Origin of the sequence: Lentzea sp. (assembly GCF_036380075.1) — a bacterium.
Lineage (GTDB): Bacteria > Actinomycetota > Actinomycetes > Mycobacteriales > Pseudonocardiaceae > Lentzea.
The window spans coordinates 1-8,732 of the sequence record NZ_DASVFL010000194.1; the positions used below are offsets into that span (position 1 = coordinate 1).

10 protein-coding genes are annotated in these 8,732 nt (G+C 66.2%); 8 read left to right on the plus strand and 2 right to left on the minus strand.

Translation table 11 applies throughout. The features are described from left to right. From VF330_RS21225 to VF330_RS21235, 3 genes are all read left to right on the plus strand, one after another. On the plus strand, positions 1-2,408 hold a 2,408-nt coding region (locus VF330_RS21225), incomplete at its 5' end, for a hypothetical protein (protein ID WP_330853381.1). Positions 2,409-2,689: 281 nt separating this feature from the next. Further along, positions 2,690-3,064 (plus strand): hypothetical protein, encoded by a 375-nt coding sequence (locus VF330_RS21230; protein WP_330853382.1) that lies wholly within the window; start codon positions 2,690-2,692, stop codon positions 3,062-3,064. An 896-nt stretch (positions 3,065-3,960) separates the two neighbouring features. Beyond that, positions 3,961-4,611 (plus strand): type VII secretion system-associated protein, encoded by a 651-nt coding sequence (locus VF330_RS21235; protein WP_330853390.1) that lies wholly within the window; start codon positions 3,961-3,963, stop codon positions 4,609-4,611. Between the two features lie 4 nt (positions 4,612-4,615). On the opposite strand, the gene VF330_RS21240 is transcribed toward VF330_RS21235, so the two are convergent. After that, positions 4,616-5,101, minus strand: coding sequence for a hypothetical protein (locus tag VF330_RS21240; RefSeq protein ID WP_330853383.1), 486 nt, complete (start codon positions 5,099-5,101; stop codon positions 4,616-4,618). Positions 5,102-5,653: 552 nt separating this feature from the next. On the opposite strand from VF330_RS21240, the gene VF330_RS21245 reads away from it, so the two are divergent. Further along, on the plus strand, positions 5,654-5,881 hold the full coding sequence (locus tag VF330_RS21245; protein ID WP_330853384.1) for a hypothetical protein: 228 nt from the start codon (positions 5,654-5,656) through the stop codon (positions 5,879-5,881). Here VF330_RS21245 and VF330_RS21250 read toward each other — a convergent pair. Then, the gene (locus VF330_RS21250) at positions 5,866-6,534 is read right to left on the minus strand and encodes a response regulator transcription factor (RefSeq protein ID WP_330853385.1); all 669 of its coding nucleotides are present in this window, start codon (positions 6,532-6,534) and stop codon (positions 5,866-5,868) included. The two genes, VF330_RS21245 and VF330_RS21250, sit on opposite strands and share 16 nt — an antisense overlap. A 249-nt stretch (positions 6,535-6,783) precedes the next feature. Between VF330_RS21250 and VF330_RS21255 the strand changes: the two genes are divergently transcribed. From VF330_RS21255 to VF330_RS21270, 4 genes are all read left to right on the plus strand, one after another. Further along, on the plus strand, positions 6,784-7,206 hold the full coding sequence (locus VF330_RS21255; RefSeq protein ID WP_330853386.1) for a YbaB/EbfC family nucleoid-associated protein: 423 nt from the start codon (positions 6,784-6,786) through the stop codon (positions 7,204-7,206). Continuing rightward, a complete protein-coding gene (locus tag VF330_RS21260; protein ID WP_330853387.1) occupies positions 7,203-7,727 on the plus strand; it encodes a hypothetical protein in 525 nt (174 codons plus the stop codon). Before VF330_RS21255 ends, VF330_RS21260 begins: the two co-directional genes overlap by 4 nt. Positions 7,728-8,046: 319 nt before the next feature. Next, on the plus strand, positions 8,047-8,367 hold the full coding sequence (locus VF330_RS21265; RefSeq protein WP_330853388.1) for a WXG100 family type VII secretion target: 321 nt from the start codon (positions 8,047-8,049) through the stop codon (positions 8,365-8,367). Positions 8,368-8,410: 43 nt separating this feature from the next. Further along, positions 8,411-8,713, plus strand: coding sequence for a WXG100 family type VII secretion target (locus VF330_RS21270; RefSeq protein WP_330853389.1), 303 nt, complete (start codon positions 8,411-8,413; stop codon positions 8,711-8,713). Positions 8,714-8,732 lie beyond the last annotated feature (19 nt).

Sequence of the window (8,732 nt, forward strand, 5' to 3'; positions counted from 1 at the left end):
CCGTCCTCGACGAGAACGGCGAGTCGGGTCCGGGCTGGCAGTTCGGCCCCACCTGGCCCGACACCGCATATATCACACTCCTGCGCCGCGACACGGTCGGCGGACACTACCTGGGCACCGTGCCATTGCATTCCGGCTTGAACTCATCGGAGTCGGCGACTGGCGAATTCGGCTTCAGTGGACCCGAATCTGACCCGACTGGTTCTGGCTGGAACACAGATCAGACAGTTACCCCATTTCCTTCCGGCAACACGTGGCTACACCAATTGCCTCCATCCAATCCGGCCCCGACCGGCTGGCCTCAATCTGTGCCACAGTTAATGCAAGAATTAATCGATAAAGTGGTCCACTGGCGACCTGCGCCCACTGGGGAGGGGGTGGATAACCTCCGTGAACACATTGAGCGCAATGATCTGATGAAATCGGCGTTTCCGCTGGACATCAACAATTACGGAACCTTCGCGCACTCGCGAACGCAAGATGTTTTGCATGCGTGGGCGAAGGGATTCCGGGAAGAAATCGACCCCACCTCTGCAAAAACTTATACGTGGAAACGTGTTGCCGAATTATCGGGTGGGCTTCTCGACGGGAAGACCGTGCAGTATCTGTGGCAGGAGGATCGCCCTGCCGTTCCAGAACTCTCCGAGGAGCTTGCCGGCGAGTTGATCGACTGGCGGCCATCGATTACTGGAGAAGGCCCGCTGAGTCTCCGCGAACACATCACCCAGGACGACCGGCTCAGGATGGCGCTTCCCTTTGACACCGAACCGAGCGGGCGCTTCGTTCACCAGCAGACGCGCGCAATGGTAAACGCGTGGGCGAAAGGTTTACGTGGTGAACTCGACCGGGAGACCGGAAAGCCCTACACCAAAAGGCGCGTCGTGGCGCTGTCCGGACAGCTCATCGCCTCACGAGGGTTGCGGCGTTTGTGGCGGGACGATCGTTCTCCCGAGCGGGAGCTGTCCGCAGTGCCTGCCATCAATAAGCGGTCAGCGGGCGCAGACGCTCCGCACATCGCGATGGACGTCGATGAGCCGGCGACTTCCGGGTCTGCCGGAAAGCGCGCCGGTGGTGCCGAGAACGTAGACGGTGACCACGGCCCCTACGGGGATCCGATGGTCTTGGACCCAGCGCACGCCCTGCCCATCGGACTGGACGAGTTCGGTGCCGACGAAGGCCTCGGCCTCTCAGGTCTAAATCTGTCCGGAATGGACATCGATCAGATCCTTCCCGACGTCGATGCGAACGGTGCCGTGCCGACCACTGCGGACGACGCGGTCGAGCAGCGGGCCCGTCCCGACACCGGTCCGTTCGAGTCCTACTCGGGCGACATGGACGTAGATCCGGTCGATATGGCCGAGCCGGATTTGCCGTCGACGGTCTGGGACACGGCCATGGCCGAGGCTTCCATTCTGACGGCACGTCCCGGCCAGAGCCTCTCCGGTGTGGACCCGCACGACTTCGACGAGATCGACTGGGCAGCGATTCCGCACGACCTCGCCGAGATCCTCGTCCCGGAACCGCATTCGGATGAGTCCGCAGAGGCTCGCCATCACCGACTCGTCTCCGGCCAACCCGTCGCCCAGGGCGATTTCGGGGAACAGCGCACACTGACGTTCTCGAACCACGAACACGCACAGCTGCTGAAGGCTGCGAAACAGCTCACCCGGATGATGGCGCTCGGACACCGGGAGTTCGACTTCCTGGTCAGTCTGCACGGTCCGGACGGCCTCTCCTCCCGTCACGACCAGATGGCACGCGCCGTCGGCAGACAGCTCGTCGAAGAAGCCGACCTCATCCTGCGCGCCGACGAGTTCGCTGGCGGCTCGACCCTCGGACTGACCCTGCACGTCCAGCTGGACATCCGAGACGGCTCCCCGGAAGAAGACCGGGGCCGCTGGGAGCTGCGTCAGCAATCCACCCTTCCCGAACCGGCGTTCTCCGCAACGCCACCTGCGCTCACGCCAGCTTCCGAACCACCACGTTCGTCCGCCCCGCCCGCAGCGGTGGTCTCCGATCCTGCTGTCCGACTGCTGCTGGCGAGCGCCTCGGTGGCGCACGGCGAGTTCTCCCCACGACACGCTGCCATGCTGTCACGTGACGAGCTGGCCAGACTCGAACGAGCAGCCCTGCACATCGCCGACTTGGTCCGCCAAGGACACGCGGAGTTCGACGCACTCATCCAGCTTTCCGGACCACCACACGGACACGAGCAGGTGTCACGAGCTGTGGCACTTGAGTTCGCCACCGCGATCAACACCGTCCTCGCCGGCGACGGCTATCCGGCCGGAACGATCTCCAGGATCGCTGTCAAACTCCGGCAAGGGATCGCCGAACCGACAGGTCCGGCTGACGATGAACGATGGGAACTGCGCGTGATTCCCGCCGAGTGGAACAACCCCCAATGACGCCACCTCCACCTTCGGAACACCGCCCCCGGTCATCCCCGCGCCCGAAGCACCGGCCGTGGTGTCGCCCGAACCCGTGCCGATGCGTGCTCCCGGTCCGGTTTCAGCGGTGGATCCTCAGCAGGAGTCACGTAGACAGGTCGCGCCTCAGCGGGAACCTCATCCTCGCGCACCGGTCTCGCTGGCGGAGGGACGGTTCGGCGATCTGAGCGCGCCACGGTTGAGCGAGTCTGACCGCACGGCTCTTCTGCCGGCCGGCAGGCGAGATCGCCCGCCGGACCGTGGGCCTGTCTACGAACCTGCGTGAGGGACTCGACCTGCGGGTCGAGCTGAGACTGGCCGGAACGAACAGGGACGACGTCCAGAACCGTCAGCTCGTCCTGACCGATGTGGTCGACAGGGAGATCTCCGCTCTCGTGCAGACCGCGCTGGACGGGCAACACCCCCTGGGGGAACACCCTCGCCGGCCGGACCAGCGGGACTGGGGGATCACCGTCGTCCCCACCCTCGCGGACGAGCACCTCGACAACACCTGGGAGCTGTTCGTCTACGACAGTCCACTGGGGATGACCGAGTCCTGCCGGGAGCAGTCGGACTTCGAGACGCGTGTGGTGAACACAGGCGTTCTCGCGGTCGCCGACCGCCGCCCGCCATGACCGTGCTTGAACCGATTCTCCACCTGCTCCAGGAAGCCGTGTGTAGCCGGCTTGCCGCCTACCCGCCAGGCACCGCGAGTTTCACGATCGATCAGCTGATGGCGCGGGTGGGTGTTGTGGCCGACGTGGTCGAGGTGGATGACCCACGGCTGGGACGGGTACGGGTGCACGTGCGGGATCGGCACGCGGGTGAGGGACCGTCGGGACCCTCCGCGACTGCGCCGCGGCAGTGACCATGGAGGCTCCGGCCTGGACTCCGCGCAACCCCACCCCGCTCACCGACCGGCTGGCCGCGTGCACCGCCAGCCTGTCCGACGTGGACGTCGTCCCGCGCACCGACGCCTCCGGCCGCATCCGCGGCATGTTCTTCCCCGGCACCACTCCGGTGGGACCGCGATCGTCCAGACCGCCTTCCGCAACAGCGCCGCCGGTCAGAACGACTACACCGTCGCTGTACACCACAACGACCACGGCTTCCACGGCCGCCTCACCACCACCGGCCAAGCCGTGCACCTCACCTCCGCTCGACATCCTGCGCCTGCTCACCAGCACCAGCCTGCCCGGCGGCCACCCCCGCCCAACACCTCCTGCGCCATCAGCCCTACCACGGCGCGACCACCTCTGTCGGAACCTTTGATCGGCGAATTCATCCGAGCAGCGTGCCTGCTCAGTGATCTCGAGGTCACCAGGGCCTACGACCGCTTCGGGTCGCAGGAAATGGGTGTGCTCCGCGCGGAGCCGGGCAGGACCTATGACGGCACGCACGCAGATCTGATCGCGAACACGAGCAAGGGCGAACGAGAATCACAATGACCGAAGCCACGAAGGAAACGCGGGCGGAGACCCCGTTCGAGAGCTGGTTCCTACTGATGGGTCCCGCCTGGGTTCCGGCGTCGATGAACGAGGCGCCGTCCATCGACGCTGTCCTCGGATTGTGGCCGGTCGAGGACGGGGGTGAATTCGGAAAGTTCCGGGCGAACCCGGGATACGTCCCGGAGGGCGGACGCTCGCCGTCGGACCTGCTGGACGCGGTGCTGCGACTGGTGCTCCAGGGGCGGGCCGAGGCCGAGCATATCCAGCTGGTGCTGCGCGACTCGTACTGCGACATCGCGATGAACGGTGGCGGCAACCCGCTCGTCACCAAGTCGCCCGATGACGTCCTGTGCGTGGTGGTCGCGACGGGGGAGGTGCACCGGCAGCGGATCATGTGCTCCCCGGTGGAGCCAGATCGACCTAGGCGAGCTCGTCGTGCTGCTCGCAGACGGGGTCGACGTCCTGTTCGATCCGGCAGGACCCGCGTCGGTACGGCTCACCGGCGACTTCATGCGCGAGATGATGATGGAGGACGAGCAGACCGCAGAGCTCTACGCGAACCCACCGGGCGGCGTCCGGCCTACTGGCGGTGCGGTGGATGCCGGGGACGTCCGCGCTGCCGGAGTCTTCCGCGCGCTTCGCCGACTGACCGTCCTTCGAGGTCCGGTCGGCGTCTGCTGCGCCGGGGACTTCCCGGTTCCCGCGCAGCGACGGTACGTTCGGAGTTCGTGTAGCCGGTCAGCTGCGCCGTGCGGTCTTCGTCACGGGTTCGAGGATCTCCGGGAGGGCTTCGAGGCCGGCGGCGATGCCGGTGAACCAGTCCAGCGTAGGTCTCGCCAACTTGCCGGTCGCGCGTCCCTCGTCGTCGGAGATCGAGTTGATCGCCGCTACGTACCAGCGGATCATCCGCAGCCACGCGGACACCGACTCTGTCCGGAACCGCACGGCACCGCCGGTCGGGGGGAGGGTCGCGAGCTGCTCGCGCAAGAGGCGCGAGATTTCCGTGAAGCAGGCGATCTCGTGGAAGGCGAGTGTCCAGGCCGGTTCGTCCTGTCCGAGTTCGGCGCGCAGCAGCGCGAGAAGACGTGGATCGGCTGTGGCCTTGACCGGCACGCGCTGCCCCTGGACCGTCCCGTACGAGTCGGCGCGGTGTTCCAGCAATCGAAGGAGGCTTTCCGCGTAGCCTCGGAGAATGTCGACTTCGAACTCCTCGAAGTAGCCCACGACATCGGCGCCACAGCGGTCCCAGCAAATCATGGCCGGGAGTAGATCAGCACCGTCAACGGTGAAGGCCTCCTGTGTGGGCACCCTGGCCCGTTGGTCGCATGATCACTGCCCTCGTGTACGTGCCGTCTCCTGACGAATGCGCGGTGGCGCAATGTCCATTGTGGACTAACGGTGGTTTTCGCGTCCTGACCGGCGACTGCCGATCTGCTCGTCAGCGACCCCAAAGGCACTCTTGTCGGGTGTCGTGGGCGCCCACGCCGCAAACCCGCGATATCACTGGATCTTTCCGTTGGAACTGTGACATGGCCTGCTGGGACCGTATCTGGTCGAGCTTAGTCGGAGTGTTCGAGGAACACGAGATCGGCGAAGGTCGTCCCGCGCGGGGGTGATGTGGTTCCCGGACCGCGCGACCACGGACCGGCGCGCACAACGATCCCGCGGCGCGAGTACGGCGGCAACGGTCCTGACTGGATGCCGGCGTGGGAGGAGGCGGCACATCTCGACTTCGTCAGCCCAACCCTGCGGAGGTGGGGGGGCGGGACCCTGCCCGTGACCGGCGGCCACACCCGGCTCTCGACGTTCGAGGAGGCGATCGGCTGGTTGCTCGTGCTGGACTTCTACCTCGTGTCACTGCACTCGGTGGACGGCGACGCGAAGATTGTCCGCTGGCTGGACCCCGTCTCGATGAGTGGGCTGAGGGACCTCGGACATGAACTGCCGCGAGTGGTCAACGGTGCCGCCGGTCCGGAACGAACGCACGATCAGATGATGCCGTGACGAAGCGCGTAGGCGACCGCATGCGCCCTGTTGCGCAGCTCGAGCCTGTTCAGGAGGCTGTGCAGGATGTTCTTGACCGTGCGCTCCGAGTAGATCAGGCGTTCGGCGATCTCGGCCGTGTCGAGACCGTCCGCGAGCAGCCGGAGGACCTCCGTCTCCCGCTGGGACAGCCCGCTGAGGCTCAGGTCGCGCGGGCTGAGCGTGTTCTCGTGCAAGAGCTTCAGCCCGTGCAGCACGTTGCCCAGGTGCTCCGCCGGGAGGTCTCCGCGCCCCTCCCGGGCGTCGAAGATCGCTTGGATGAGCCTGGCCCGGGTCGTGGCCTCGCCGCGTGGAAGCAGCACAACCAGGCCACGCTCGATGGCGGACCACAGCTCGGCCTGCCTCAGGTTGTCGGCGATCAGCACCATCCGCGGGCTCGTCACATCGGAAAGCAGTTTCGGCAGATCTGTCTCGTCGGACACGACGATGGTGACTTCGGCTTCCTCGCAGCTGGGGACGAGGTCGATTCCCGGGGTGGAGCGCAGCATCGCGATCAGGCCGGACTCGACGAGCGGGTCGATGGTCCTGATCGCAACCTGGGTGCCTGTCCGGCGTGACTGTCCGGCGGCGGCAGAACGGCGGGACCCGCCCTGCCAGGCGGTAAGCGAGGTCATGCAGACCATGACAGCAGTGATCAGGTCCGAATCACCAGCCGTGCCGGGAGGCAGGTTCGACTGAGGTGAAAAGCTGCCGGTTGAGTCCGCCCTGTCCACCAATTGATACACAGCTGGACCGGTTAAGCAAGACACCCGAGTGGAAGCAGGTTGCCCGTGCGGTGCTTTCAGGCAGGGATGAATGCGCTTCCACCCCGCTGCCGAGCGCAGGCGTTGATCGCGGATTGCGTACTGGTCTCTACTGTCCGGGTGTCCTCACCCAAATCCGAACAGATCGAAGAGTTGATGGAGCAGTATCGCCGTCAGTTCGCCGAGATCAGCGAAACGCAGCGCAAGCTGCGTGAGATCTCCTGCACGGCGACCGCCGCCCGGCAGGTTGTCGCCGTGACGGCGGCGCATGGCGGAGCGGTGTCGGACATCCGGTTCCCCGTGGGCGCATACAAGCGCATGGCGCCGTCGGAGCTCGCCGCCGTGATCGTCAAGACCATCGCGGAGGCGCAGGGCATGGCACGCCGGGAGGCCGCTGTCCTGATCGCACCGACCCTGCCTCCTGGCATGGACGCGGAGAGTCTTCTCTCCGGCGAGGCGGACCTCCGGACTTTCCTCCCGCCCGAACCCGAACTGCTGGGCACCACGCGTGACATCACGACCGGCGGGGATCTGGACGCGTGAGCACCAAGAACCCCAATGCCGCCAGTGGATCCGACAACCCGTCATCCTCGACTGCGGGACAGAGCTCGTCGTCGAGGGGCGAGTTCGGGAACGAACCCATCAGCGTCGACACGGCCGCGATCCGCAGGGCCGCGGCTTACTCGGGTGCCTTGGCCGAGGAGTTCGAGCTGATGACGGCGAGGTTCGACCGGTTGAGCGTCCGGCGACCGCTGGTGGTGGACGGTGAGACGGACGAATCCTGGAGGAACGTCGAGCCGGCCTACGTCGACGGGAGCAAATCCCTGAGCGACGGGACGCGGGGCCTGGCGCAGGCGATGCGAACCAAGTTCGAGGTCGGTCTCCAGGAGTTCGCCAAGTTCGCCGAGGACATGGAACACCGCAACGACGCGGTGGCGGGCGGTGCGTTCCGCCCGCCTGCCGACCCCCCGGCTCGGAGCGCGACTCCGCCGGTCGCCGGCACTCCGGTCCTGCCCGGCATGGTGGACAACCCCACCGGCGTTCGCCGCCGGCCGGGCGACTGACCCGCTGCGGGTCCCGGAGCGCTTCCGTTTCCTCTGGCATCAGCCGAGGCGCGCCAAAACTCGCAGTACCCTGATTTCCGAATCAATCGGCCGTGGTGAGTTCGTCCCGCGTTACCTACGAGACACGACGATCGCCCGACACGGGAATGCGTTCCTCGAAAAGTTCGAACGTGCTGCGGTCCTGGTGTGCAAGGGCATTGATGCGCCGCGCTCGCTGATCTGAGCAGCCGTGTGTGGTGTTCTTTGAATGGCTGAGCGTTGTCCGGGACGGTCACGCTCCGGGCAACCCGAAAACGTTCGTCTACCGAGGAGATTCTTCATGGCCGGAATGTCAACCACCACCCCGGGAATGCAGCAGGCCGAGGGCTACCTCGCCAGCACGCAGTCCACGGCGACCAAGGGCGTCAGCCAGGTCAGGGAGATGCTCGACGTCCTGCGGAGCAGCTGGACCGGTGACGCCTCGGGGGCGTTCGCCAAGTCGATGGACGACTGGCTGACCGACTGCCGGTTCATCAGCCAGAAGCTCGGCGAGATGGTCGAGTTGATGAAGGGCAACCGGCAGGCGATCACCTCCGGTGAGTCGACCAACGTCGAGCGCGCCTCCGCCATCCCCGTCGGGCCCGGCCTGCAGGGCCTCTGAGCCCTCGCCGCGATCCCCATCCACCTGCCGGAAGGACCTACCAATGGCCACCTACACCTTCAACCCCGCCATGGCGGACACGGTCCGCGACGAGATGGCCAGGGTGACCAAGCTCCTCAAGACCGAGCTGGAGAACATGGACCAGCAGGTCCGCCTCACGCTCGCCGACTGGGACGACGCCGCGAAGCGCTCGTACGACCAGGCTCAGAGGGAGTGGACCGCGGCGGCGAACCGCATGCCGCACAGCCTGCACGCCGCCGAGGTCGCCCTGAGCGAGATCACGAGCGGTTACCTCAAGGTCGAGCACACCGGCATGAACGCCTGGGGCGGGTTCTCCGTCAAGTAAGACCCTGTGGTGCCCCCCG